General features: G+C 41.6%; 24 protein-coding genes. 20 read left to right on the top strand and 4 right to left on the bottom strand.

Annotated elements, in window-relative coordinates; genetic code table 11:
- Positions 1-93: 93 nt before the first annotated feature.
- The 4 genes from KIH88_RS05595 to metG all read left to right on the top strand — a co-directional run bounded on the left by KIH88_RS05595 (position 94) and on the right by metG (position 5,357).
- Positions 94-1,278, top strand: coding sequence for an efflux RND transporter periplasmic adaptor subunit (locus KIH88_RS05595; protein WP_213988027.1), 1,185 nt, complete (start codon positions 94-96; stop codon positions 1,276-1,278).
- The gene (locus KIH88_RS05590; RefSeq protein ID WP_000733788.1) at positions 1,262-1,963 is read left to right on the top strand and encodes an ABC transporter ATP-binding protein; all 702 of its coding nucleotides are present in this window, start codon (positions 1,262-1,264) and stop codon (positions 1,961-1,963) included. The genes KIH88_RS05595 and KIH88_RS05590 overlap by 17 nt, the downstream gene beginning before the upstream one ends.
- Positions 1,964-3,223 carry an ABC transporter permease gene (locus tag KIH88_RS05585; protein WP_007519837.1) on the top strand — a complete coding sequence of 420 codons (1,260 nt, stop codon included), beginning with the start codon at positions 1,964-1,966 and terminating at the stop codon, positions 3,221-3,223.
- A 136-nt stretch (positions 3,224-3,359) separates the two neighbouring features.
- Complete coding sequence (gene metG / locus KIH88_RS05580; RefSeq protein ID WP_213988026.1) at positions 3,360-5,357, top strand: methionine--tRNA ligase; 1,998 nt, start codon at positions 3,360-3,362, stop codon at positions 5,355-5,357.
- 16 nt (positions 5,358-5,373) lie between these two features.
- On the opposite strand, the gene KIH88_RS05575 is transcribed toward metG, so the two are convergent.
- The 3 genes from KIH88_RS05575 to coaA form a co-directional block, all read right to left on the bottom strand.
- Positions 5,374-5,907 (bottom strand): DNA topology modulation protein, encoded by a 534-nt coding sequence (locus KIH88_RS05575; RefSeq protein ID WP_057489196.1) that lies wholly within the window; start codon positions 5,905-5,907, stop codon positions 5,374-5,376.
- A gap of 52 nt (positions 5,908-5,959) precedes the next feature.
- Positions 5,960-6,196 (bottom strand): 30S ribosomal protein S20, encoded by a 237-nt coding sequence (gene rpsT, locus KIH88_RS05570; RefSeq protein WP_001274000.1) that lies wholly within the window; start codon positions 6,194-6,196, stop codon positions 5,960-5,962.
- A gap of 67 nt (positions 6,197-6,263) precedes the next feature.
- Positions 6,264-7,184 carry a type I pantothenate kinase gene (gene coaA, locus KIH88_RS05565; protein ID WP_057489195.1) on the bottom strand — a complete coding sequence of 307 codons (921 nt, stop codon included), beginning with the start codon at positions 7,182-7,184 and terminating at the stop codon, positions 6,264-6,266.
- A 234-nt stretch (positions 7,185-7,418) separates the two neighbouring features.
- Here coaA and KIH88_RS05560 point away from each other — a divergent pair, with 234 nt between their 5' ends.
- From KIH88_RS05560 to KIH88_RS05525, 8 genes are all read left to right on the top strand, one after another.
- On the top strand, positions 7,419-8,009 hold the full coding sequence (locus KIH88_RS05560; RefSeq protein WP_225901024.1) for a class I SAM-dependent methyltransferase: 591 nt from the start codon (positions 7,419-7,421) through the stop codon (positions 8,007-8,009).
- Positions 8,006-9,283, top strand: coding sequence for a pyrimidine-nucleoside phosphorylase (locus KIH88_RS05555; protein WP_213988025.1), 1,278 nt, complete (start codon positions 8,006-8,008; stop codon positions 9,281-9,283). The genes KIH88_RS05560 and KIH88_RS05555 overlap by 4 nt, the downstream gene beginning before the upstream one ends.
- Before the next feature lie 19 nt (positions 9,284-9,302).
- Complete coding sequence (gene deoC, locus KIH88_RS05550) at positions 9,303-9,965, top strand: deoxyribose-phosphate aldolase (protein WP_213988024.1); 663 nt, start codon at positions 9,303-9,305, stop codon at positions 9,963-9,965.
- Positions 9,952-10,341: a cytidine deaminase gene (locus tag KIH88_RS05545; protein ID WP_213988023.1), complete on the top strand. Its 390-nt coding sequence runs from the start codon at positions 9,952-9,954 to the stop codon at positions 10,339-10,341. Before deoC ends, KIH88_RS05545 begins: the two co-directional genes overlap by 14 nt.
- A gap of 89 nt (positions 10,342-10,430) precedes the next feature.
- Positions 10,431-11,486: a BMP family lipoprotein gene (locus tag KIH88_RS05540; RefSeq protein WP_213988022.1), complete on the top strand. Its 1,056-nt coding sequence runs from the start codon at positions 10,431-10,433 to the stop codon at positions 11,484-11,486.
- A gap of 136 nt (positions 11,487-11,622) precedes the next feature.
- Complete coding sequence (locus KIH88_RS05535; protein ID WP_213988021.1) at positions 11,623-13,158, top strand: ABC transporter ATP-binding protein; 1,536 nt, start codon at positions 11,623-11,625, stop codon at positions 13,156-13,158.
- Complete coding sequence (locus tag KIH88_RS05530) at positions 13,151-14,209, top strand: ABC transporter permease (RefSeq protein WP_213988020.1); 1,059 nt, start codon at positions 13,151-13,153, stop codon at positions 14,207-14,209. The genes KIH88_RS05535 and KIH88_RS05530 overlap by 8 nt, the downstream gene beginning before the upstream one ends.
- A gap of 2 nt (positions 14,210-14,211) precedes the next feature.
- Positions 14,212-15,168, top strand: a complete 957-nt coding sequence (locus KIH88_RS05525; protein WP_213988019.1) for an ABC transporter permease — start codon at positions 14,212-14,214, stop codon at positions 15,166-15,168.
- Between the two features lie 34 nt (positions 15,169-15,202).
- Here KIH88_RS05525 and plsY read toward each other — a convergent pair whose 3' ends face one another.
- A complete protein-coding gene (gene plsY / locus KIH88_RS05520) occupies positions 15,203-15,844 on the bottom strand; it encodes a glycerol-3-phosphate 1-O-acyltransferase PlsY (RefSeq protein ID WP_213988018.1) in 642 nt (213 codons plus the stop codon).
- A 135-nt stretch (positions 15,845-15,979) separates the two neighbouring features.
- Here plsY and parE point away from each other — a divergent pair, with 135 nt between their 5' ends.
- The 8 genes from parE (at position 15,980) to parC (ending at position 24,907) form a co-directional block, all read left to right on the top strand.
- Entirely contained in the window at positions 15,980-17,929 is a 1,950-nt protein-coding gene (gene parE, locus KIH88_RS05515) for a DNA topoisomerase IV subunit B (RefSeq protein WP_213988017.1), read from the top strand.
- A gap of 35 nt (positions 17,930-17,964) precedes the next feature.
- The gene (locus KIH88_RS05510; RefSeq protein WP_213988016.1) at positions 17,965-19,497 is read left to right on the top strand and encodes an Abi family protein; all 1,533 of its coding nucleotides are present in this window, start codon (positions 17,965-17,967) and stop codon (positions 19,495-19,497) included.
- 212 nt (positions 19,498-19,709) lie between these two features.
- Positions 19,710-20,459, top strand: a complete 750-nt coding sequence (locus tag KIH88_RS05505) for a DUF6261 family protein (protein ID WP_213988015.1) — start codon at positions 19,710-19,712, stop codon at positions 20,457-20,459.
- A 62-nt stretch (positions 20,460-20,521) separates the two neighbouring features.
- On the top strand, positions 20,522-21,079 hold the full coding sequence (locus KIH88_RS05500; protein ID WP_213988014.1) for a hypothetical protein: 558 nt from the start codon (positions 20,522-20,524) through the stop codon (positions 21,077-21,079).
- Complete coding sequence (locus tag KIH88_RS05495; RefSeq protein WP_213988013.1) at positions 21,069-21,428, top strand: hypothetical protein; 360 nt, start codon at positions 21,069-21,071, stop codon at positions 21,426-21,428. The genes KIH88_RS05500 and KIH88_RS05495 overlap by 11 nt, the downstream gene beginning before the upstream one ends.
- A gap of 8 nt (positions 21,429-21,436) precedes the next feature.
- Entirely contained in the window at positions 21,437-21,559 is a 123-nt protein-coding gene (locus KIH88_RS05490) for a hypothetical protein (protein ID WP_263973614.1), read from the top strand.
- Positions 21,560-21,575: 16 nt separating this feature from the next.
- Positions 21,576-22,391, top strand: a complete 816-nt coding sequence (locus tag KIH88_RS05485; protein ID WP_213988012.1) for an aminoglycoside 6-adenylyltransferase — start codon at positions 21,576-21,578, stop codon at positions 22,389-22,391.
- Positions 22,392-22,426: 35 nt separating this feature from the next.
- Positions 22,427-24,907 (top strand): DNA topoisomerase IV subunit A, encoded by a 2,481-nt coding sequence (gene parC, locus KIH88_RS05480; protein ID WP_213988011.1) that lies wholly within the window; start codon positions 22,427-22,429, stop codon positions 24,905-24,907.
- The last annotated feature ends 64 nt before the right edge of the window (positions 24,908-24,971 follow it).

Here is a 24,971-nt window from a genome sequence, read left to right as displayed (position 1 = left end):
ACTGTCATTGTTTCCATCTGAACTGTCATTGTTTGGGCTTGGTGTTTCTGATATAATAGTTTTTGTAAGGCGAAAGAATAAAGGAGTTTAAATATGAAAAGAAATAAGAAGGCAAAAAAATGGCAATTATACACAGCGATTGGTGTTGCCAGTGCTATTGTTATCGGTGCTGCGGGGATTTTGATTTTTAGACAACCTTCCCAGTCAGCAGTCAAGGAGGAAACCTCTCATATCGTTACTGCTAAGGAAGGTTCTGTTGCTTCATCGGTTCTCTTGTCAGGCACGGTTACAGCAAAAAATGAACAATACGTTTATTTTGATGCTAGTAAGGGAGATTTAGATGAAATTCTCGTTTCGGTTGGGGACAAGGTCGAAGAAGGGCAAGCTTTGGTCAAATACAGCAGTGCGGATGCTCAAGCTGCCTATGATGCAGCAGATCGTGCAGTTGCAAAGGCAGACCGTCATATCGAGGAGTTAAACAAAGCTCGTGAAAATGCATCAGCTGTACCAGCTTCCCCACAAGTTCCAACAGAAGCAGGACTCCCAGAACAAGCGCAAGCAGCGACTTCTTCAGTATCTTCTATTGATTCTCAAATCAGTGATGCCAAGGATAGCCGTGCAGATGCTGTTGCCCAACTCAACAAGGCTCAAGCTCAGCTAGATGCTGCAACTGTCCTCAGTACACTAGAAGGGACTGTAGTTGAAGTTAATCGTAATGTTTCCAAATCGCCAACAGGTAATAGTCAAGTGGTAGTACATGTCGTAAGTAATGAAAACTTGCAGGTCAAAGGGGAGTTGTCTGAATACAACCTTGCTAACCTTTCTGTTGGGCAAGAAGTTACCTTTACTTCGAAGGTTTACCAAGATAAGAGCTGGACTGGTAAGATTAGCTACATTTCTGACTACCCTAAAAATAATGGCGAAGCAGCGAATGCAGCCCTTGGAGGAAATACTGGCTCTAAGTACCCTTATACTGTTGATGTGACTAGCGATATCGGTGAGTTGAAACAAGGCTTCTCAGTCAGTGTAGAAGTCAAAAACAAGAGTAAGGCCATCCTTGTTCCTTTGACAAGTGTTGTTACCGAAAATGACAAAAACTATGTTTGGCTCGTTGACGACCAGAAAAAAGCGAAGAAGGTAGAAGTTACTTTGGGGAATGCGGATGCGGACAACCAAGAAATTACTTCAGGTTTGACAGACGGAGCCAAGGTCATCAGTAATCCAACATCTTCCTTGGAAGAAGGAAAAGAGGTGAAGGCTGATGAAGAAACTAATTAGTCTCAAAAATATCTGCAGGAGTTATCGAAATGGTGACCAAGAACTGCAGGTCCTAAAAAATATTAACTTAGAAGTTCATGAGGGTGAGTTTGTTGCCATTATGGGACCATCTGGTTCTGGTAAGTCTACGTTGATGAATACCATCGGAATGTTGGATACACCAACAAGTGGAGAGTACTACCTTGAAGGTCAAGAAGTGGCAGGCCTTGGAGAGAAACAACTGGCCAAGGTCCGCAACCAGCAAATCGGTTTTGTCTTTCAGCAGTTCTTTCTCTTGTCCAAGCTCAATGCACTTCAAAACGTCGAATTGCCCTTGATTTACGCTGGTGTTTCGGCTTCAAAACGTCGAAAATTGGCTGAGGAATTTCTGGAAAAGGTTGAGCTGACGGAGCGCAGTCATCATTTGCCTTCGGAATTATCCGGTGGTCAAAAGCAACGTGTAGCGATTGCCCGTGCCTTGGTAAATAATCCTTCTATCATCCTAGCTGACGAACCGACAGGAGCTTTGGATACCAAGACGGGAAACCAAATCATGCAGTTGTTGGTGGAGTTAAATAAGGAAGGGAAAACCATTATCATGGTCACGCATGAACCTGAGATTGCTGCCTATGCCAAACGCCAAATTGTCATTCGTGATGGCGTCATCTCGTCTGACAGTGCTCAGGTAGAAAAGGAGGAAAACTAGATGCAGAATCTGAAATTTGCCTTTTCATCCATCATGGCCCACAAGATGCGTTCCTTCCTCACCATGATTGGGATTATCATCGGAGTTTCGTCTGTCGTTGTCATCATGGCTCTGGGAGACTCCATGTCTCGTCAGGTTAATAAAAACATGACCAAATCACAGAAGGATATCCATGTCTTTTTCTCTCCTATCAAAAGCAAGGACGGTTCCTTTACGCAGAAACAATCTGCTTTGACAGTCAGTGGGAAAGAAGAGGATGTTCATGTTGAACCACCAAAACCACTGGAGTCTTGGGTCAAGGAAGCTGCCAAACTCAAAGGAGTAGACAGCTACTATGTCACCAACTCGACCAACGTCACCCTATCTTATAAGGATAAGAAGGTTGAACGAGCGACTCTGACAGGCGGAAATAGCACCTACATGAACGCGGTTGAAAATGAAATCGTTGCGGGTAGAAGTCTAAGACCACAAGACTACAAGGAATTTGCCAGTGTGATTTTATTGGATGAAGAACTAGCCAAGAGTTTGTTTGATAGTCCAGAAGCTGCGGTTAATCAAGTCATCTCTGTCAATGAATTTAGTTACCGTGTGATTGGCGTTTATACAAGTAATGAAGCTAAAACTGCTAAAGCTTTTGGGATTGGTGGTCTTCCAATTACGACCAATATCTCTCTCGCAGCTAATTTTAATACTGATGAAATCTCGAACATCGTCTTTCGTGTCAATGATACTAGTCTAACGCAGACCTTGGGTCCAGAGTTGGCTCGAAAACTGACTGAGATTGCAGGTCTTCAGCAAGGGGAGTACCAAGTTGCGGATGCAACTGCCGCCTTCCAAGAGGTACAACAATTATTTGGTTTTATGACCACCATTATCAGTGCCATCGCAGGAATCTCTCTCTTTGTCGGGGGAACTGGTGTTATGAATATCATGCTGGTTTCGGTGACCGAACGCACACGTGAGATTGGCCTGCGGAAAGCTCTTGGGGCTACACGGGCTAATATCTTAGTACAGTTTTTGATTGAGTCTATGATTTTGACCTTGCTAGGTGGTGTCATCGGTCTTGGGATTGCTGCTGGAATGACCATGTTAGCTGGAGTGCTGCTCCAAAACATGATTGCAGGTATCGAAGTTGGGGTTTCCCTCCCAATCGCTCTCTTTAGCTTGGCTGTGTCAGCAAGTGTTGGGATGATTTTTGGAGTCTTGCCAGCCAATAAAGCGTCTAAGCTTGATCCAATCGAAGCCCTTCGTTATGAATAAGATATAGAACAGAAAAAAACAAGATGGACATTTGTCTGTCTTGTTTTTGTATGGATTTTCCTATCGAAAATCACTAAAAATATGATATAATGAAGTGTTAGAAAAACAGGTTTCATTTGCCTGGAAAGGAAAAATTATGTCTGAAAAGAATTTTTATATTACAACACCGATTTACTATCCATCTGGTAAACTTCATATCGGTTCTGCCTACACAACCATCGCTTGTGATGTCCTAGCTCGCTACAAACGCCTCATGGGCTACGATGTCTTTTATCTGACAGGTCTTGACGAGCATGGTCAGAAAATCCAGCAAAAAGCGGAAGAAGCTGGCATCACACCACAAGCCTATGTTGATGGGATGGCGGTTGGCGTCAAAGAACTCTGGCAATTACTTGATATCTCATATGATAAATTCATTCGTACAACGGATGATTACCATGAAAAAGTTGTAGCACAGGTCTTTGAACGCTTGCTTGCTCAAGATGATATCTACTTGGGCGAATATTCTGGTTGGTATTCAGTATCAGATGAGGAATTCTTTACAGAAAGCCAGCTTGCGGAAGTTTTCCGTGACGAAGCTGGAAATGTGACGGGCGGTATCGCTCCATCAGGTCACGAGGTCGAATGGGTTTCTGAAGAGTCATACTTCCTTCGACTCAGCAAATACCAAGATCGTTTGGTCGAATTTTTCAAATCTCACCCTGACTTCATCACTCCAGATGGTCGTCTCAATGAAATGTTGCGTAACTTTATTGAGCCAGGTTTGGAAGACTTAGCGGTTTCTCGTACAACCTTTACATGGGGTGTACCAGTTCCATCTAATCCAAAACACGTTGTCTATGTTTGGATCGATGCTCTTCTCAACTATGCGACTGCTCTTGGTTATGGTCAAGACAATCATACTAACTTTGATAAGTTCTGGAATGGAACAGTATTCCATATGGTCGGAAAAGACATTCTTCGTTTCCATTCTATCTACTGGCCAATCCTTCTTATGATGTTGGATATCAAATTGCCAGACCGCTTGATTGCCCACGGTTGGTTCGTCATGAAAGACGGCAAAATGTCTAAATCTAAAGGGAATGTCGTTTACCCTGAAATGTTGGTAGAGCGTTATGGACTAGATCCACTTCGTTACTATCTCATGCGTAGCCTTCCGGTTGGTTCAGACGGGACTTTTACTCCAGAGGACTACGTCGGCCGTATCAACTATGAATTAGCAAATGACCTCGGAAACCTCCTCAACCGTACGGTTTCCATGATTAACAAGTACTTTGATGGACAAATTCCTGCCTATGTAGAAGGTGTGACAGAGTTTGACAATGCTCTTGCTCAAGTAGCAGAGCAATCTATCTCTGACTACCATACACACATGGAAGCAGTTGACTACCCACGTGCCCTTGAAGCAGTATGGACTCTTATCTCACGTACCAACAAATACATCGATGAGACAGCTCCATGGGTCTTGGCTAAGGATGAAGCCCTTCGTGACCAGTTGGCAAGTGTCATGAGCCATTTGGCAGCCAGCCTTCGTGTCGTAGCTCACTTGATTGAACCATTTATGATGGAAACTAGTCGCGCTGTATTGGCACAACTTGGTCTAGCAGAAGTTTCTAGCCTAGAAAACTTGAGCTTGGCAGATTTCCCTGCAGGTGTGACTGTTGTTGCCAAAGGAACACCAATCTTCCCACGTCTGGACATGGAAGAAGAGATTGCCTATATCAAGGAACAAATGGAAAGCAACAAACCAGCAGTCGAAAAAGAATGGAATCCAGATGAAGTCGAACTCGAACTAAACAAGGATGAAATCAGGTTTGAAGACTTTGATAAGGTTGAAATCCGTGTCGCAGAAGTCAAAGAAGTGTCTAAAGTAGAAGGTTCTGATAAGTTGCTCCAATTCCGCCTGGATGCTGGTGATGGCGAAGACCGTCAAATCCTCTCAGGAATTGCCAAATACTATCCAAATGAGCAAGAATTGGTCGGCAAGAAGGTCCAAATCGTTGCTAACCTCAAACCTCGCAAGATGATGAAAAAATATGTCAGTCAAGGAATGATCCTCTCAGCTGAACATGATGGACAATTAACCCTTCTCACAGTTGATCCAGCTGTACCAAACGGAAGTGTGATTGGGTAAAAGCAAAAAACCAACGTTATACACGTTGGTTTTTCTTGTTATGCGCGAGATTTTCTAAGAAGTAATCCATCTCCTTTTGCGACTTGAGGACAATTACTTTCTCAGGGTAGGTTTCTTGAACCTGCTGATAGCGTACTTTAGCATTCTTTGTCCGCCCATCCCAGAGAATCCATTTGATAAAATCCCAGTCAAAGCGTTCAGGACAGCCTGCTGCCATACTTTCTCTGACCTTGCCTCGGTATGTGAGATACCGTTTAAAGGCTCGAAAGAGACAAGTCCATGGTGAAAAATTGAGAAAGATAATTTGGTCAGCTTCCAGCATTCTTTCTTCATAGCAACACCAAGAGTAGTTGCCGTCGATGACCCAAGCTTCATGCTTTGTGAAAAAGTTTTTCATCTCGGTCAACATCCATTCGCGGTCACTGTCTTGCCAACCAGGTTGAAATTGGAGTGTGTCCATATGCAGTTTGGGGATGGAGTAGTGGCTAGATAACCTTTCTGCCAGAGTTGACTTGCCTGATCCAGAATATCCGATGATTGCGATTTTCATTTTCTACCTTTTCTGATTAGAGGACAAAAAAACAGCCTCTATGGACTGTTTCTTATTTAGCAAGTTTAGCTGAAAGACGAGCTTTATCGCGGCTTGCTTTGTTTTTATGAATCAAACCTTTAGTTTCTGCTTTGTCGATAGCTGAGCTAGCAGCACGGAAAAGTTCTTCAGAAGGGTTTGCTTCGAAAGCTTTGATAGCAGTACGCATAGCTGATTTTTGAGCTGAGTTTTTTTCGTTTTGTTTAACGTTCAATTCAGCGCGTTTGATAGCTGATTTAATGTTTGCCAATGTTCTTACCTCCATATTTACTAACTATACCATTATATATGAAAACTTAGGTTTTGACAAGGGGAAATTATTTTTTTAGGTAAATTTCATCGATTTCATGGTTTTTAGCCTTGTGGAGAATGACCTCGGCGCGATTCCTTGTCGGTTCGATGTAGTTTTGTAGATTTGTGAGATTAATGCTGGTCCAAACCTGATGTGCAAAGGCTTCAACTTCTCCAATCGGCATTTGCGTAAAGCGGTGGTAGTAGCTGTTGGGATCATTTTGGGCAAAGCTGAGGAGTTTTAAGAAACGATCCAGATACCAACTTTCAATGTCCTCGACAGCAGCATCTACATAGATGGAGAAATCAAAGAAATCAGTGATGTAAAGGCGCTCATTTTGAGGGTTTTGAAAGACATTGATGCCTTCAACAATAACAAAGTCAGCAGCTTTGACACGTTGTTTCTCTCCAGGAACGATGTCATACACTTCATGAGAATAGACAGGAATATCGACATCTTGTCCATTCTTTAGGCGATCAAGAAAATCCAGTAAAGCTTCCATATCATAACTTTCAGGAAAACCTTTGCGATTTAAGATATCTTGGTCCATCAAGGTTTGATTGGGATAGAGAAAACCGTCAGTTGTCACCAATTCTACAGTAGCATCAGTAACTGTACGAGAGAGAAGGATTTGCAGAAGTCGGCTAGTTGTTGATTTTCCTACAGCTACACTTCCTGAAACTCCAATAATGAAGGGTTGAGATTTACTCTCTCTTTGGAGAAAAATCCCCTTAGAAAAGGCTAAATCCTCTTTGGTGCGTTTGTAAATTTGGATGAGATGAGCTAAAGGTAAATAAATATCTGTCACATCTTGCAGACTAATCTGGTCATTGAAACTCTTGATGGATTCTAGTTCCTCTTCTGTCAAAGGAGGTGTTGTCTTTCGATGTAAAGATTGCCAAGTCTGGCGACTGATTTTTTCAAAATGTAAAAATTCGTTGGTCATATTTTTTCCTCGTTCGATATTTTAGTATATCATATTTCTCATCTAAAGAGAGAATGAAATTCGATATTTCTCATTCTGATTCTTGAAAGTTGCTATAAGTTGCTCTAAAAGATCAAAAATAGAGGAAGTAATACAAAAATCTTTTAATTATTGTCATAACAGATTTAGTTTGCTTGTTGAATTTTAGCTTTGTAAACGGTGTTAAAAAACCTTAAAATATGCTAAAATAGTTTTATGAGTAAAATGTATTATGCAGAAAATCCAGATGCTGCTCACGACATTCATGAGTTGAGAGTGGAGTTGTTGGGAGAAAATATGACCTTTTTAACGGACGCAGGTGTCTTTAGTAAAAAGATGGTTGATTTTGGTAGTCAGCTTTTACTGAAGTGTCTCGAGGTTGAAAAAGGCGAGCGGGTGCTAGATGTCGGCTGTGGGTACGGTCCCCTAGGGATTTCTTTGGTCAAGGCTTACGGAGTTCAAGCAACCATGATCGATATCAATAATCGTGCTTTGGACTTGGCGCGAAAAAATGCTGAGAGAAACCAAGTTTCAGCAACTATTTTCCAATCCAACATCTATGAGCAAGTTGAAGGGAAATTTGACCATGTTATTTCCAATCCGCCGATTCGAGCGGGCAAACAAGTTGTTCATGAGATTATCGAAAAGAGCAGAGAGTTCTTGAAAGATGGTGGCGATTTAACGATCGTTATTCAGAAAAAACAGGGTGCTCCTAGTGCCAAAAGCAAGATGGAAGACGTTTTTGGAAATTGTGAAATCATAAAGAAGGACAAGGGTTATTATATCCTTAGAAGTGTGAAAGCATGAGAGCAGTTGATTTAATCCAAAAGAAACGAGATGGTCAAGAACTGACTACGGCTGAAATAAAATGGTTGGTAGAAGGCTATGTGGCTGGAACTGTTCCAGACTATCAGATGTCTGCTTTTGCTATGGCTGTTTATTTTAAAGGAATGACCACACGTGAGATTTCTGACCTGACGATGAATATGGTTAAGACGGGGCAAGAGTTTGATTTGTCAGCCATAGAGGGTATCAAAGTAGATAAACACTCGACAGGTGGTGTAGGTGATAAGGTGACCTTAATCTTGGCTCCACTTGTTGCGAGTTTCGGTGTACCCGTTGCTAAAATGAGTGGTCGTGGACTTGGCCATACTGGCGGAACCCTAGATAAGTTGGAAGCAATCAAGGGTTACCAAGTGGAGCGCAGTCAAGAAGATTTCATTCGTCAGGTACAGGACATTGGTGTATCTGTTATTGGGCAGTCAGATCAGCTGGTTAAAGCAGACAAACTTCTCTATGCCCTCCGTGATGTGACGGCGACTGTCGACACGATTCCTTTGATTGCTAGTTCTGTCATGAGCAAGAAAATTGCTGCTGGGGCGGATGCTATTTTGCTAGACGTAACGGTCGGTGAGGGTGCCTTCATGAAGACGGTTGATGAGGCGCGTGAATTGGCTCAAACCATGGTCGATTTGGGTAAGGCCGTTGGTCGAAAGACAGTAGCGGTTATTACCGATATGAGCCAGCCCTTGGGACGAGCCATTGGCAATCGTCTCGAAATCCTAGAAGCAATTGAAATTCTTCAAGGAAAGGGTCGAGAAGATATCAGTCACTTTATTTGTGAACTAGCTCAGATTATGCTTGGTTTGGCAAATGTCGAGAAGACGGTTGAAGAAGTCCGTCAACACCTTGAAAACGGCCAAGCGCTGGCTAAGTTTGAAGAAATGGTAGCAGCTCAAGGTGGTGATTTAGAAGATCTCTATCGCCCAGTCAAGGTGGCGCATGTAGTAGATATCCCGGCTCAAGAGTCAGGTGTCATTTCAGCCCTTCCAGCGATGGAATTTGGTCTCTATGCCATGAGATTGGGAGCTGGTCGCGCAGTCAAGTCTGATGATTTAGACTATGAAACTGGAATCGTTTTTGAGAAGAAGGTCGGTGACTCCGTTCAAAAGGGAGAAATTGTCGCAAAAGTTTATACAAATGGAAAAATTTCCCCTCAACTAGTTACAGAATTCCAAAAATATGTTAAAATAAATGATAGAGTGAAACGTTTGCAGGAAATAATTGAAATCATCTCATGAAAAGGAGAGAAATTCGAATATGAAGTTAAATAAATATATCGATCATACGCTTTTAAAGCAAGATGCAAGCCAAGAACAAATTGATCGTTTGCTATCTGAAGCGCGTGAGTATGATTTTGCCAGCGTTTGTGTTAATCCTACATGGGTTAAACATGCGAAAACAGGGCTTGAAGGCTCAGATGTAAAGGTTTGTACAGTAGTAGGTTTTTCTTTGGGAGCAACAACTTCAGCTGTGAAAGCTTTTGAAACAAAAGAAGCTGTCCAAAACGGTGCAGATGAGATTGATATGGTTATCAATGTTGGTGCCCTCAAATCAGGCAATCTGGATTTGGTTGAATCGGACATCCGTGCTGTCGTAGAAGCAAGTGGTGACAAGCTGGTTAAGGTCATTATCGAAGCTTGCTTGTTGACAGACGATGAAAAGGTTGTGGCCTGCCAATTATCCCAGAAAGCAGGCGCTGACTTTGTCAAAACATCAACTGGATTTTCAACTGGTGGTGCCACTATAGAGGATGTTCAGTTGATGCGTAAAACAGTCGGGTCAGATATGGGTGTTAAGGCGGCTGGTGGAGCTCGTTCATATGCAGATGCTGTCGCTTTTGTGGAAGCAGGCGCTACCCGTATCGGAACATCTGCTGGCGTTGCGATTTTAAAAGGAGAATTAGCAGATGGCGACTACTGAGTTGATTGAACTAGCAATTGAAACTAGCAAGAAAGCTTATGTGCCTTATTCTCACTTTCCTATCGGAGCTGTTTTAGTTGCCAAGGATGGTAGTATTTATACGGGTGTGAACATCGAGAATGCTAGTTATCCCTTGACTAATTGTGGAGAACGTACTGCTATTTTTAAAGCAGTTTCGGAGGGGCAACGGGAGTTTTCAGAGTTGATTGTCTACGGACAAACTGAAAAACCTATCTCGCCATGTGGCGCTTGTCGCCAAGTGATGGCTGAATTTTTTGAAAAAGATCTAAAAGTGACACTTGTCGCAAAAGATAAATCGACGGTCGAGATGACGGTCGGGGAGTTACTTCCATACTCTTTTACAGACTTAAACTAGTCTGAGTCACTCTCTGAGTGATGCGGTCCTTGTGGCCAACCAATCCATACTTGCAACATCGTTGCACATCTTATTTAGGAGGTTCAGTAATGAACAAGAAACAATGGCTAGGCCTTGGTCTAGTTGCAGTGGCAGCAGTTGGACTTGCTGCATGTGGTAACCGCTCTTCTCGTAACGCAGCTTCATCTTCATCTGAAATGAAGACGAAAGCAGCAATCGTAACAGATACTGGTGGTGTTGATGACAAATCATTTAACCAATCAGCTTGGGAAGGTTTGCAAGACTGGGGTAAAGAACACAATCTTTCTAAAGATAAAGGTTACACTTACTTCCAATCAACAAGCGAAGCAGACTATGCTAACAACTTGCAACAAGCGGCTGGAAGTTACAACCTGATCTTCGGTGTTGGTTTTGCCCTTCACAATGCAGTTGAGGAAGCAGCAAAAGACCACTCTGACCTAAACTATGTCTTGATTGATGATGTGATTGAAGGTCAAAAGAATGTTGCGAGCGTAAGATTTGCGGATAACGAAGCAGCTTACCTTGCTGGTGTTGCAGCAGCGAAAACTACGAAAACAAAGCAAGTTGGTTTTGTAGGTGGTATCGAATCTGAAGTTATTTCACGTTTTGCAGCTGGATTCAAAGCTGGTGTTGAGTCAGTAGACCCATCTATCAAAGTCCAAGTTGACTATGCTGGTTCATTTGGTGATGCTGCCAAAGGTAAAACAATCGCAGCAGCTCAATACGCTGCCGGTGCAGACGTTGTCTACCAAGCAGCTGGTGGTACAGGTGCTGGTGTCTTTGCTGAAGCAAAATCATTGAACGAAAGTAAAAATGAAGACGAAAAAGTTTGGGTTATCGGTGTAGACCGTGACCAAGCAGCGGAAGGTAAATACACTTCTAAAGATGGTAAAGAATCTAACTTTGTTCTTGTATCTACATTGAAACAAGTTGGTACAACTGTAAAAGATATTGCCAACAAAACAGAAAAGGGTGAATTCCCTGGTGGACAAGTGATTGTTTACTCATTGAAAGATAAAGGGGTTGAGCTAGCAGTAACAAACCTTTCAGAAGAAGGTAAAAAAGCTGTTGAAGATGCAAAAGCTAAAATCCTTGACGGAAGCGTAAAAGTTCCTGAAAAATAATGGATAAAAGTCATTTCTTAGGAAGCGGCCATTGGTCGCTTCTTTAAGAATTGAGGCAACTTTTGTCTCAATAGAGCTTGTTAATGTGATTAGCAGGTTTTATTGAAATAAAATAAACCTCTGAAAGGAAGAGCATATGGCACACGAAAATGTCATTGAGATGCGGGATATTACCAAGGTGTTTGGTGAATTTGTAGCAAACGACAAAATCAACTTGCAACTGCGAAAGGGTGAAATCCATGCACTTTTAGGAGAAAATGGAGCGGGTAAATCCACTCTGATGAATATGCTGGCAGGACTTCTTGAACCAACAAGCGGTGAAATTGTGGTGAATGGTCAGGTTGTAAAACTTGACTCGCCATCTAAAGCCGCTGGTCTTGGAATTGGGATGGTTCACCAACATTTTATGTTGGTTGAGGCTTTTACAGTAGCTGAGAATATCATTTTAGGAAGTGAAATCACTAAAAATGGTGTTCTAGATATAGCTGGAGCTACTAAAGAAATCAAGGCTCTTTCTGAACGTTATGGTTTAGCAGTGGATCCTGCTGCTAAGGTGGCGGATATTTCCGTTGGTGCCCAACAACGTGTAGAAATCTTGAAAACACTCTATCGTGGTGCTGATATCCTTATCTTTGATGAACCTACAGCCGTATTGACTCCTTCAGAGATTGATGAGTTGATGGCAATCATGAAAAACCTTGTCAAAGAAGGGAAGTCCATTATTTTGATTACCCACAAGTTAGATGAGATTCGTGCGGTATCGAATCGAGTGACGGTTATCCGTCGTGGGAAATCAATCCAGACGGTTGAAATCGCAGGCGCAACAAATGCGGACTTGGCAGAAATGATGGTTGGACGCTCAGTCTCTTTTAAAACGGAAAAACAGGCACCACAACCAAAAGAAGTGGTCTTGTCTATCAAAGACTTGGTTGTCAATGAAAACCGCGGTGTACCAGCAGTAAAAAATCTCTCCTTGGATGTTCGTGCTGGTGAAATTGTTGGTATTGCAGGTATTGATGGCAATGGTCAGTCTGAACTCATTCAAGCCATTACTGGTCTTCGTAAGGTTGAGTCAGGTAGCGTTGAATTAAAAGGCAAATCAATCGTGGGGATGCATCCTCGACAAATTACAGAACTCAGTGTGGGGCATGTTCCTGAAGACCGCCACCGTGATGGTTTGATTTTGGAGATGATGATTTCAGAAAATATCGCTCTTCAAACCTACTACAAAGAACCACTCAGCAAGAATGGTATCTTGAACTATGCCAATATTACTTCACATGCTAAGAAATTGATGGAAGAATTTGACGTCCGTGCGGCGAGCGAGTTTGTTCCAGCAGCAGCTCTTTCAGGAGGAAATCAACAAAAAGCGATTATCGCTCGTGAGATTGATCGTGATCCTGATCTCCTTATTGTCAGCCAACCAACTCGTGGTCTGGATGTCGGTGCCATTGAATATATCCACAAACGCTTGATTGAAGAACGTGATAACGGGAAAGCTGTGCTTGTTGTCAGCTTTGAATTGGATGAGATTTTAAATGTTTCAGACCGAATTGCTGTTATTCATGATGGGAAGATTCAAGGTATTGTGTCGCCAGAAACGACTAACAAACAAGAACTTGGTATCTTGATGGCAGGTGGAAACTTGGGAAAGGAGAAGGATGATGTCTAAAAAGTTACAACAAATTTCGGTTCCCTTGATTTCCGTATTCTTAGGAATCTTGCTCGGAGCCATCGTCATGTGGATTTTCGGCTACGATGCTATCTGGGGTTATGAGGAGTTGTTCTATACAGCTTTTGGTAGTCTTCGTGGGATTGGCGAGATTTTCCGTGCCATGGGTCCTCTTGTCTTGATTGGTCTGGGGTTTGCAGTTGCCAGCCGTGCAGGTTTCTTTAACGTTGGACTTCCTGGTCAGGCACTAGCGGGTTGGATTCTTAGTGGTTGGTTTGCTTTGTCGCATCCGGACATGCCACGCCCAATGTTGATTTTAGCGACCGTAGTAATTGCTTTGATTGCAGGTGGGATTGTAGGTGCTATCCCAGGTATTCTCAGAGCCTATTTAGGTACATCAGAAGTTATCGTAACCATCATGATGAACTATATTGTTTTGTATGTAGGGAACGCCTTTATTCATTCTTTTCCGAAAGACTTTATGCAAAGCACGGACTCAACGATTCGTGTGAGTGCCAATGCCACTTATCAGACACCATGGTTATCTGAGTTGACTGGCAATTCTCGTATGAATATCGGGATCTTCTTTGCCATCATTGCTGTTGGTGTGATTTGGTTCTTGCTCAAGAAAACGACTCTCGGTTTTGAAATTCGTGCAGTTGGTCTCAATCCCCATGCCTCAGAGTACGCTGGTATTTCAGCAAAACGTACAATCATCCTATCAATGATCATCTCTGGTGCATTAGCTGGTCTTGGTGGAGCTGTCGAAGGTCTTGGAACTTTCCAAAACGTTTACGTTCAAGGTTCATCATTAGCTATCGGATTTAACGGGATGGCAGTTAGTTTGCTTGCTGGAAACTCACCAATTGGAATTCTCTTTGCAGCATTCTTATTTGGAGTTTTGCAAGTAGGAGCACCGGGTATGAACGTAGCGCAAGTTCCGTCTGAGCTTGTCAGCATTGTAACAGCGTCTATTATCTTCTTTGTCAGCGTTCACTACATTATCGAACGCTTTGTCAAACCTAAAAAACAAGTTAAAGGAGGTAAGTAAGGATGTCTATTACAACATTATTCACCCTCTTGGTCTCTTCTATGCTGATTTACTCAGCACCACTTATTTTTACGAGTATTGGAGGAGTCTTCTCTGAACGTGGTGGTGTCGTTAATGTCGGTCTTGAAGGAATTATGGTTATGGGAGCCTTTTCTGGGGTTGTCTTTAACCTTGAGTTTGCAGAACAACTTGGAGCAGCGACTCCTTGGATTTCCTTGTTAGTTGCTGGTATCGTGGGAGCTGTTTTCTCTCTCATCCATGCAGTCGCTACAGTTCATTTTCGTGCGGACCATGTTGTCAGTGGTACAGTATTGAACTTGATGGCTCCTGCTCTAGCAGTTTTCTTGGTTAAAGTTCTTTATAACAAAGGACAAACAGATAATTTAAGCCAGACTTTTGGACGTTTTGATTTCCCAGTTTTGGCTGATATCCCTGTGATTGGAGATATCTTCTTCAAGTCTACCAGTCTACTAGGTTATATCGCTATTGCCTTCTCATTCCTTGCTTGGTTTATCCTCTTCAAGACCCGCTTTGGTCTTCGTCTTCGCTCTGTCGGTGAACACCCTCAGGCAGCGGATACCTTGGGGATCAATGTCTATAAGATGCGATATCTTGGAGTTATCATTTCAGGTTTCCTAGGGGGAATTGGGGGAGCGATTTATGCTCAATCCATTTCTGTCAACTTCTCAGTGACAACTATTGTCGGTCCTGGATTTATCGCTCTTGCTGCGATGATCTTTGGTAAATGGAATCCAATTGGTGCTATGCTTTCTAGTCTTTTCTTTGGACTTTCACAAAGTTTGGCAGTTATCGGTTCTCAATTGCCTTTCCTACAAGGAGTGCCAGCGGTTTACCTTCAAATCGCCCCTTATGTCTTGACCATCCTTGTCTTGGCAGCCTTCTTTGGAAAAGCAGTTGCGCCAAAAGCGGACGGTATCAACTACATCAAATCAAAATAAGCATGCAAAAAAACGTCAGTTTCAAACTGGCGTTTTATTTTTTAGGATTTTGATGGGTTAGGTTCAATCCCCAAGGGACAAGATTTTCAGTTTTGTTATTGATGCGTGTGATATTATCCTTGTGACGAATGATAATCAAGCTAGCAAGTGCTAGGATAATCAAAATGAAGAGAGGATCATAGCTGTTTAGGATAAATCCAAATAGTGGAAATAGTAGAACTCCGATAACGGCTGCGATAGAAGCGGCAACGCTAGACAAGGAAATCATACTACCAAGATAGAGGGTTCCAAAGAATACGACTGCTAGGTAGAGACAGAAGATAGGCGCAAATCCGAAAACAACCCCAGCACTAGTTGCGACAGCCTTGCCCCCCTTAAAGCCTGCAAAGATAGGAAAGGTATGTCCAATGACAGCCAAAAGTCCAAAGACAAGAGGTGATACACCTTGTAGGTGGAAAAGAATTGGAAGCAGAGTGGCCAAGGTTCCTTTAAAGAAGTCAATTACAAAGGTTGCCATACCTGCTTTCTTACCCAAAATACGGAAAGTATTGGTTGTTCCAGTATTTCCAGAACCATGCTCTCGCAGATTTGTTTGAAAGAAGATTTGTCCGATCCAAAGACCAGAAGGGATTGAGCCTAGTAGATAAGCTGAAATTAATAATACAAATGTCATCATAGACCTATTATATCATGAAATGGTATAGAAAGTCATAGAACACCCTGTGAAATTGTGACAGCTGAATGGGAAAAACTTTGCAAAATCCCTAGAAAACCTGTAAAATAGTAAAGATGAACAAATAGGAGGTTCCTTGTGTCAAAAAAGGAAATCAATATTAACAACTACAATGATGACGCCATTCAGGTGCTAGAAGGGTTGGATGCGGTCCGTAAACGTCCGGGGATGTATATCGGTTCGACCGACGGTGCAGGTCTCCATCACCTAGTCTGGGAAATTGTGGACAATGCAGTCGATGAGGCCTTGTCTGGCTTCGGTGATCGCATTGATGTGACGATCAATAAAGACGGAAGTCTAACAGTAGAGGACCATGGTCGTGGGATGCCGACTGGTATGCACGCCATGGGAATTCCAACTGTTGAGGTCATCTTTACTATTCTTCACGCCGGAGGGAAATTCGGTCAGGGGGGTTATAAGACATCTGGAGGTCTCCACGGGGTGGGGTCTTCTGTTGTTAATGCCCTTTCTAGTTGGCTAGAGGTGGAAATCACTCGTGATGGTGCAGTCTACAAGCAACGCTTTGAAAATGGTGGAAAACCTGCCACGACTTTGAAGAAAATTGGTACAGCACCCAAGTCTAAGACAGGTACCAAGGTTACTTTTATGCCTGATGCGACAATCTTCTCTACGACTGACTTCAAGTACAATACCATTTCAGAACGACTCAATGAGTCAGCCTTTCTCTTAAAAAATGTGACCTTGTCTCTGACAGATAAACGAACAGACGAAGCAATCGAGTTTCACTATGAAAATGGAGTTCAGGACTTTGTTTCTTATCTGAATGAAGACAAGGAAACCTTGACGCCAGTCCTCTACTTCGAAGGCGAAGATAATGGCTTCCAGGTGGAAGTAGCCCTCCAGTACAATGATGGATTTTCAGATAACATTCTATCCTTTGTCAATAATGTCCGTACCAAAGACGGTGGAACCCATGAGACGGGACTCAAGTCTGCTATCACTAAGGTCATGAATGACTACGCGCGTAAGACAAGTCTTCTCAAGGAAAAAGATAAAAACCTTGAAGGTTCAGACTATCGTGAGGGACTAGCGGCCGTTCTTTCTATCCTAGTTCCTGAAGAACACCTCCAGTTTGAAGGACAGACCAAGGACAAACTTGGAAGTCCACTAGCTCGCCCGATTGTGGATAGCATTATTGCTGAAAAATTAACTTTCTTCCTCATGGAAAATGGGGAACTGGCTTCCAATCTCATCCGTAAGGCTATCAAGGCTCGTGACGCTCGTGAAGCAGCACGCAAGGCGCGTGATGAGAGCCGAAATGGCAAAAAAAATAAGAAAGACAAGGGCTTGTTGTCTGGGAAATTGACCCCAGCCCAGTCTAAGAATCCTGCAAAAAATGAACTCTATCTGGTCGAGGGGGATTCTGCCGGTGGCTCTGCTAAACAAGGTCGTGACCGCAAGTTCCAGGCTATCCTACCTCTTCGTGGTAAGGTTATCAATACAGCCAAAGCTAAGATGGCAGATATCCTCAAAAATGAGGAAATCAACACTATGATTTATACCATCGGTGCGGGTGTGGGAGCAGACTTTTCTATTGAGGATGCTAACTATGACAAGATCATTATTATGACCGATGCCGATACTGACGGTGCCCACATTCAGACCTTGCTCTTAACATTTTTCTACCGCTATATGCGTCCGCTAGTCGAGACAGGACATGTCTATATCGCCTTACCGCCTCTTTACAAGATGTCTAAAGGAAAAGGCAAGAAAGAAGAAGTGGCTTATGCTTGGACCGACGGAGAGCTAGAAGAGCTCCGCAAGCAGTTTGGCAAAGGCGCTACCCTTCAACGCTACAAGGGACTTGGTGAGATGAACGCCGATCAGCTCTGGGAAACAACCATGAACCCAGAAACCCGTACCCTTATCCGTGTCACCATTGAAGACCTAGCACGCGCCGAACGCCGGGTCAATGTCCTCATGGGAGATAAGGTTGAACCCCGCCGTAAGTGGATTGAAGATAATGTCAAGTTTACACTGGAAGAGAGTGGGGAGATGGTGTTTTGATGAAATTGAAGGTATAGGTTATAGGAGTTTTTAGAATGGGAAAAAATAAAAACAAGAAGAAAAAAGGTGTAGGAAGAATTATCAAGCTATTTAGAAATTACGGATATATTTCTACGGATAGTTTTGGTCAAGAAGGTGAGGAGCTTCCATTTCAGTTTACTCCTGAGATGATAAAAGAAATAGATGGTATTGAGTACATTGAATATAGTAAAGGGGTAGAGTTTAATATAAAAAAGGGAGTGAGTCTTAGAGATAAGATAATCAGAGAGGCTAGTGACTTAAAGTTTGATTCTCGAAATTTAATTCAGGAAAAGCGTGTGGAATCAAAGTCCTATTTGGAACAAGTAAAAGAAAAATTTGATTTGTTTAATATTCAACTACCAACCAAAAATCAAATGGAAAACGAAATCAGAGAGCTTGATTTGGTGGTTGATCAGTTTACTGCTTCTGAGTTAAAAAATTTTTATGATTTTGTTTTGGTAGATGATGAAGCTATTTTATATGAATATTTGAAAAAAATAGGATTTCAACCCTATATGTTAGATTATATTGTTAATGGTCTTTTTATTGAAAAAACTTTGGGCAATTTTAAAAAAATTGATGTAAAACACATTGTTAAAATTGACGATATTGACAAAGTATTTAGAGAAAAGATATTAAGATGGATATTAGGGATTGAAAATTCATACAAAAGTTTATTAAGTAGATTAGCTACTCAGAGAGAAGGTGGAGATGAAATTGCTACTAGAGTTGTTAGGTATTGGAAAAATTCTACAGACGATGTTAAGAAAGGACAATATAAGAGAGCTCAAAACAGATTTAAGTATCTAAGTTACTCAGATAAATTTGATTATATTAATTCCGATATAATTCCATTAGAAGATTTAATGGACCAAATGGATTTGAGTACTTTAGAATCTTTGCTTGTTAAGTTTGATGATTTTTCAAAAGAAAGTATTTCTACAGGGGGACGTTTATTAACTCCTTTTGTCAGAGATATTGTTTTACATAAAACAGTACTTTCAGATTTAAGAATTATAAGAAATGCAGCGGCACATGGAAGGTTTGTAATTCCAACTATAGTAAATCCTGATTATAATCCTAACTGGGACTTGGAGTTTGATAACCCTCTTGAAAGAACTAAAATTAAAGATTGGTTCATATTTGGTTATTTAAAACAGGAACTAATATCCCAAGGATTTGACGAGTCTATGTCAGTAAGGATTGCACAAACCATTTTTGGTAATCCCTACAGAAAAGCTTGGTTTGAACTTAATTTTATTTATCATCGATTCATTAGTCTTTTTGATGAGAAAATGTATAATGATTTCAAAAACGAATCGAATTATTTCTTAGATTATGACAGTGATTATGATAGAAATGAACAAGAAAAAAATGTCAATCCCATTTTAAAAGATATTGGAGACTTAACAAAGTTTGAGTCAGATTCACTTCTTCAGGATTTTCCTCCAGCGTATAAAACAATAGCAAATGAAGCATCACTTGCAGAGAAAACGGCAATCCTCCATTTTTATGAAACAGGAATACATCTACAGAAGTATTTTTGATTTTTACTATTTTGAAACAATATTCCACACGAATAATCACCTTTCCCAGTTTTAAAACAAGAAATCCCACATGAAAAATTTCTTATATAGTAGCAAAAAACCAAATCCCACATGTGTAATTTGAGTTTTTAGAGCAAAAACCGAACGTTTACATGTGTTCCGAGCGGTTTTGGAGCAAAAGATTAAAAAACACATGAAGAAAGAGGAGTTTTATGAAAAAAGAATATGGAATCACGAGTTTAACTGTACGCAATTTAGAAAACAACGAATTCTTCCAACTTCTATCTGAGAGCAAGGACGAGTTGGGGGCTTTTACAAAAGCCAATAAGTCTGAGCAGGTTTACGCAACGAAGCTTGGGGATATGGAGAAACTTCTTGAGACCTTGCAAGCTGGTTTGCACCGTTCCAAGGCCAGTCAAACGGTGGCTAGTCTGGAAACGTCTGATCGTGAGCGTGATGATGCGCTTTCTACCTTGACCGGTTTGGTCAAGGCCTTCTCTCGAGTGAAAGAGACAAGTAGCAAGGAGGCTTACGACAAACTCAGCAAACTTTTCAAAAATTATGCTGGGCTAACGAGTATGAGCTACGAAAAAGAGACGGAAGCTATTAACCATTTGCTCAAGGAGCTAAAAGCTACTGACTACCAAACTGCCCTTTCAACCCTGCATTTGACAACTCATGTAGAAACCTTGACAAAGGCGCAGGCTCAGTTTGAAAAAGCCTATAAGGAGCGCTTGGCTGAGCAAAAAGGCAAGGCACCTAGTCAAAACAAAGAAGTCCGTGCGAAACTACAAGAAATCTATGACTTCCTTGTGGACTTTACTGCAATCAACGCCTATGCTTATCCAGATAAAAAGCAGTATGCTGATCTCCGTGACCATCTCAACGCTATCCGTAGTCGCTATAAAAAACGCAAGCCAATCAAAATAATTACCCCAACACAACCAGAAGAAGCCAAGTAGGTTGTTCGGTTTAATTTATGCGAGTCAAAATAAATCTTAGAAAGTGAATATAGGATATAAAGATGAATGAATTAGTGATTGGATTATTTGCGGCTCTGTTAGGTGCAATTGTGTCAATCTTTACCTTATATATCAATTATAGAAGTTCTTTAGATGGCATTTCAGGCTGGCGCTCAAAACTTTTTGATGCAGCTTCTGCTAAGGAAATTACGCTTAAAGAAGTTCAGGTGTTAAGGACAGCTCTACGCTATGAACCAACTAAGGAAGTTCACGAAAACACTTTTGATTGGATATCTAATATCATGATTTACTATTGTGATTATATTTCGTTAAAGTATTTTGAACATCATGAAACAAGTCTCTTGTATCAAGAACAGGAAATCATCAGGATTTTTATCAGATGTCTGTTGAAGAACCATTGGGAATACAATGCTTCTATGCTATCATCGTTGAAATTTTTGAAGCTTTATTACAATGCTTCAAGACAACCAGAATTTATTCGTGAAACATATAATAAAGCAAAGGCAATAAGTAGAACCTTAGAGAATGACGATGAAGAATATAATCTGATTGAAAAAATCAATAAAAAGATGATGGGAAGAGGATCAGATGAAACATGATATAGATATTAAGATCACTAAAAATAGTGAGAAGAAGATAAATGAATTTGATGCTAAGAAGTATTTAGATAATTATATAAAACCCGGTGAAGCTAATCAGAAAAAGGAAGAAAAGTACAATATTATACTTGAAAATTCAGACTGGATCAGATGTGGCATATGGAGTATGGGTGTCATTGTAGGGGTTAATTTGATAAGTGACATTCTTCAAATTTTTGTAGATTCTTTTAAGTTTTGCAATATAAATGTTTCTGTTAGTTTTTTCAAAATCAGCCCCCAAACAAATGTATTAGCTGTTCTGTTAGTAGTTTTACTTATTATTAATGAGTTTTTTAAAAAGAAGAAATAAAAACAAAGATGGCTATCAAAGTCATGAAAAAACTAGTCATGGAATTTGTCAAAGAATTTGATAACGAAAAAGTTCCAGCAGACAGTCCCCTTTATAGATATGTCCTCTACAGAATCGAGAGTTTCCACTAAAAAGGTAGGTGTTTCCATGAGAACTGAACCCCAAATGCTAGATTTAATTTTACAAACCGCAAAAACTCTAAAAGTCAACGCTGTCGCTATGTCTGGTTCGCGGACAAACCCAAACGCCCCTAAGGACGAGTTCCAAGACTACGATGTGGTCTACATCGTGGAGGATTTGGACGCTCTGGTGGCTGACCTTTCTTGGTTAGAACAGTTTGGCAACCGTCTGATTGAACAGTATAATGTACTGGGACACCGTCGACTTTATCTTATGCTCTTTGAAGGTGGCAATCGAATAGATTTGACCCTCTGCCCCAAAGACCACATTCAAGAGTGGGTGGATAGTGAAGCCGATTATACAGTTTTGAAAGATGAGAAAGGCTTGTTTGAGTCCTATACTACAAGTCCAGAGCGTTACTGGACAAGTCCAGCTAGTGAGATTGATTTTGAAAAAGCCTGCAATGAATTTTGGTGGGTTTCCGCCTATGTGGTCAAGGGAATCTGTCGCAAGCAACTTCTCTATGCAACTGACCATCTTTACGGTATTTGCCAACAAGAACTCCTGAAGATCTTGGCTTGGCAGGTCGCAAGTGATAGGGGAACAGTCGATATTGGTAAGAACTACAAGTATCTATTCCAGTATTTACCTACAGAGAAAGAGAAGGAATTCTCTGCTCTGCTTGATTTTTCAAGTGTAGAAAAACTTACTCAGTCATTGTTTGATACGATGCAACTTTTTCACAGGGAAGCTCAAATCCTTGCTCAAAAGATGGGCTTTGCCTACGATAAGGAGGTGGCTGAGAAGATGATTGAGTATGCTAAAGAGAGACTTAGCTTCTAATTATTATTAAAAAGAAAAATAAAAAGAGAATTATTATGTCCAATATTCAAAACATGTCCCTTGAGGATATCATGGGAGAGCGCTTTGGTCGCTACTCCAAGTACATCATTCAAGACCGGGCTTTGCCAGATATTCGAGATGGCTTGAAGCCGGTTCAGCGACGTATTCTTTATTCTATGAATAAGGATGGCAATACCTTTGACAAGAGCTACCGCAAGTCGGCCAAGTCAGTTGGGAATATCATGGGGAATTTCCACCCACACGGTGACAGTTCCATCTATGATGCCATGGTCCGTATGTCTCAGGACTGGAAAAATCGTGAGATTTTGGTTGAAATGCACGGTAACAACGGTTCTATGGACGGAGATCCGCCTGCGGCGATGCGTTATACCGAGGCGCGTTTGTCTGAGATCGCTGGTTATCTTCTTCAAGATATCGAGAAAAAGACAGTTCCTTTTGCCTGGAACTTTGACGATACGGAGAAAGAGCCGACGGTTTTGCCAGCAGCCTTTCCAAACCTCTTGGTCAATGGATCTACTGGGATTTCGGCTGGTTATGCCACCGATATTCCTCCGCATAATTTGGCTGAGGTTATCGATGCCGCGGTTTACATGATTGACCACCCAACAGCCAAGGTTGAAAAGCTGATGGAATTCTTGCCTGGACCAGACTTCCCTACAGGAGCTATCATCCAAGGGCGTGACGAAATCAAGAAGGCCTATGAAACTGGAAAAGGGCGCGTGGTCGTTCGTTCTAAAACTGAGATTGAAAAGTTAAAAGGTGGCAGGGAGCAAATCGTTATCACTGAGATTCCTTATGAAATCAATAAGGCCAATCTGGTCAAGAAAATCGATGATGTTCGTGTCAATAACAAGGTGGCAGGTATTGCTGAGATTCGTGATGAGTCTGACCGTGACGGTCTTCGTATCGCTATTGAGCTCAAGAAAGACGCTAACACTGAGCTTGTCCTCAACTATCTCTTCAAATACACCGACCTACAAATCAACTACAACTTTAACATGGTGGCGATTGACAATTTCACGCCTCGTCAGGTCGGAATTGTCCCAATTTTGTCTAGCTACATCGCCCACCGTCGTGAAGTGATTTTGGCACGTTCCCGTTTTGATAAGGAAAAGGCTGAGAAACGTCTCCATATCGTTGAAGGTTTGATTCGCGTGATTTCGATTTTGGACGAAGTCATTGCTTTAATTCGTGCTTCTGAGAATAAGGCTGATGCCAAGGAAAACCTCAAGGTTAGCTATGAGTTTACAGAAGAGCAGGCTGAGGCCATCGTGACCTTGCAACTTTACCGTTTGACGAATACCGACGTGGTTGTCTTGCAGGAAGAAGAAGCAGAATTGCGTGAAAAAATTGCCATGCTTGCGGCTATCATCGGTGATGAACGAACTATGTACAATCTTATGAAGAAAGAACTCCGTGAGGTCAAGAAGAAATTTGCGACACCACGTTTGAGTACTTTGGAAGATACAGCAAAAGTAATCGAGATTGATACAGCCAGCCTCATCGCAGAGGAAGATACCTATGTCAGCGTGACCAAGGCAGGTTATATCAAACGCACTAGCCCACGTTCCTTTGCAGCATCCACTCTGGAAGAAATTGGCAAACGTGATGATGATCGTTTAATCTTTGTTCAATCTGCCAAGACAACGCAACACCTCTTGATGTTCACAACTCTTGGAAATGTCATCTACAGACCAATCCATGAATTAGCAGATATTCGCTGGAAAGATATCGGAGAGCATCTGAGCCAGACCATTACAAACTTTGAAACTAACGAAGAAATCCTTTATGCAGAAGTAGTGGATCAGTTTGATGATGCGACAACTTATTTTGCAGTGACTCGCCTTGGTCAAATCAAGCGTGTAGAACGCAAAGAATTCTCTCCATGGCGGACCTACAAGTCTAAGTCTGTCAAGTATGCTAAGCTCAAAGACGAGACAGACCAGATTATAGCGGTGGCTCCAATTAAACTGGATGATGTACTCTTGATTAGCCAAAACGGTTATTCCCTTCGTTTCAATATCGAAGAGGTTCCAGTTGTTGGTGCCAAGGCGGTAGGGGTCAAGGCTATGAACCTGAAAGCAGATGATGCACTTCAGGCTGCCTTCATCTGTAATACCTCATCCTTCTACCTCTTGACCCAACGTGGAAGTTTGAAACGCGTTTCCATTGAGGAAATTCCAGCGACCAGCCGTGCTAAACGAGGCCTACAAGTCTTGCGTGAGTTGAAAAACAAACCGCACCGTGTCTTTTTAGCAGGAGCAGTTGCAGAGCGAGGATTCGTTGGTGATCTCTTTAGTACAGAAATGGAAGAAAACGACCAAACGCTGCTTGTCCAATCTAACAAGGGAACAATCTATGAGAGTTGCTTGCAAGACTTGAACCTGTCAGAACGCACTAGCAATGGGAGCTTTATCTCAGATACCATTTCAGATGAGGAAGTTTTTGATGCTTACATCAAAGAAGTCTTTAAAGAGGACAAAACAAATTCGTAAAAAGAATCAGTCCAGAGGGCTGATTTCTTTATGTTGAAAAAATTTTCAGAAAATTACAAATAAT

This window comes from Streptococcus oralis (assembly GCF_018448765.2).
GTDB classification, from domain to species: domain Bacteria; phylum Bacillota; class Bacilli; order Lactobacillales; family Streptococcaceae; genus Streptococcus; species Streptococcus oralis_BM.
The sequence above is the reverse complement of the archived record's forward strand: the minus strand, read 5'-3'. Positions and strand labels throughout refer to the sequence as shown.